Here is a 1,606-nt window from a genome sequence, read left to right on the forward strand (position 1 = left end):
AGACGCCACGGTCCAGCGTTGCCGACGCGGTCGGCGCCTTCTCGGTGAGGGCCTCGGCGGCCGTCTTGCCTTGCATCAATGCCTGGCTCTGCGCCAGGCAGTTGGCCAGCAGCTTGCGGTGCTGGTCGGCCAGCTTCTCGGCCAGTTCTCCGCTTACGCCGTGATTCGGGCGCTTCACCGCGATGAACTCCACCGGGATGACGTCCGTGCCCTGATGCAGCATCTGGAAGTAGGCGTGCTGGCCGTTGGTGCCGGCCTCGCCCCAGACGACGGGCGACGTCCCGATTGACAGCGCGTTGCCGTCCAAGTCCACGCCCTTGCCGTTGCTCTCCATCTCCAGCTGCTGCAGATAGGCGGGCAGGCGGCGCAGGCCCTGGTGATACGGTGCGACGCTGCGGCTGGTGAAGCCATGGAAATTGCGGTACCAGACGTCGACCAGGCCCAGCAGCACCGGCAGATTTCGGTCGAGCGGCGCCGACGCGAAGTGTTCGTCCATCGCATGCGCGCCGGCCAGCAGTTCACGGAAGTTGTCGGCGCCGACGGCGATGGCAATGGGCAGGCCGATGACCGACCACAGCGAGTAACGGCCGCCGACCCAGTCCCAGAAACCAAAGGCGGTGTCGATGCCGAAGGCGGCAGCGGCGGCAGTGTTGCTGCTGGTCGCGACGAAGTGGCGCGCCACATCCGTTCCACCGGCGGCCAGGAACCAGGCCTTGGCAGCTTGCGCATTGGCCAGCGTCTCCTGCGTCGTGAAGGTCTTGGAGGCAATGACGAACAGCGTGTGCTTTGCGTCAACGCCGGCCAGCACGGGCGCCAGGTCATGGCCGTCGACGTTGGAGACGAAATGCAGCTTGAGATCGCGACGACCAAAGGCCTGCAGCGCCTGCACGACCATGGCCGGGCCGAGGTCGCTGCCGCCGATGCCGATGTGCACGACGTCGGTGATCTCGCCCCGCTCGCCGCGGCGCACGCTCTCGGCAAAGGCCAGCATCGCATCCAGAGATGCTTGCACCTCGGCATTGAACGGTGCCTTGCTGCCTGCCGGCGCGCGCAGCGCCGTGTGAAGCACCGCGCGGCCTTCGGTGTGGTTGACCGGGTCGCCGCGCAGCAGCGCATCGCGCCGCGCCTCGAGGCCACAGTCGGCCGCCAGCTTCAGCAGCAGGGCCAGCGTGGGCATGTCGATGCGGTTCTTGGACAGATCGGCGAACACCTCGGGCGCTTCAAACGACAGCGCGCCGAAGCGGTCCGCATCCGCCTTGAAAGCTTCACGGATATCGAAGCCGCGACCGCTCGCGGCGTAGTGKGCTTGCAGTTCAGCCCAAACGGGAGACAGGTCGCAGCGCGCCGTCATGTCAGGCGGCCTCGATGAGCTTGTCGAGCTTGCCGGCATCGACGGCGAACTGGCGGATGCCCTCGGCCAGCTTCTCGGTGGCCATCGCATCCTCATTCAGCGCGAAGCGGAAGGCGGCTTCGTCCAGGTGGATGGCGGGTACGGCCGCCGCCTTGGCCGGGTCGAGCGCGCGCTCCAGCTTGGCGTCGGTGGCCTGAAGTTGGGCGAGCAGATCGGGGCTGATGGTCAGCAGGTCGCAGCCGGCCAGCGCCTGGA

Annotated in this window: 2 protein-coding genes; both read right to left on the reverse strand. The window is 67.6% G+C overall.

Going from position 1 to position 1,606, the window contains the following annotated elements:
* A partial coding sequence (pgi, locus tag AC1DU6_RS30450) for a glucose-6-phosphate isomerase (RefSeq protein ID WP_477861811.1) occupies positions 1-1,351 on the reverse strand: 1,351 nt, incomplete at its 3' end.
* Position 1,352: 1 nt separating this feature from the next.
* A partial coding sequence (locus AC1DU6_RS30455; RefSeq protein WP_477861813.1) for a transaldolase family protein occupies positions 1,353-1,606 on the reverse strand: 254 nt, incomplete at its 5' end.

It is taken from the genome of Roseateles sp. P5_B10, assembly GCF_056400485.1.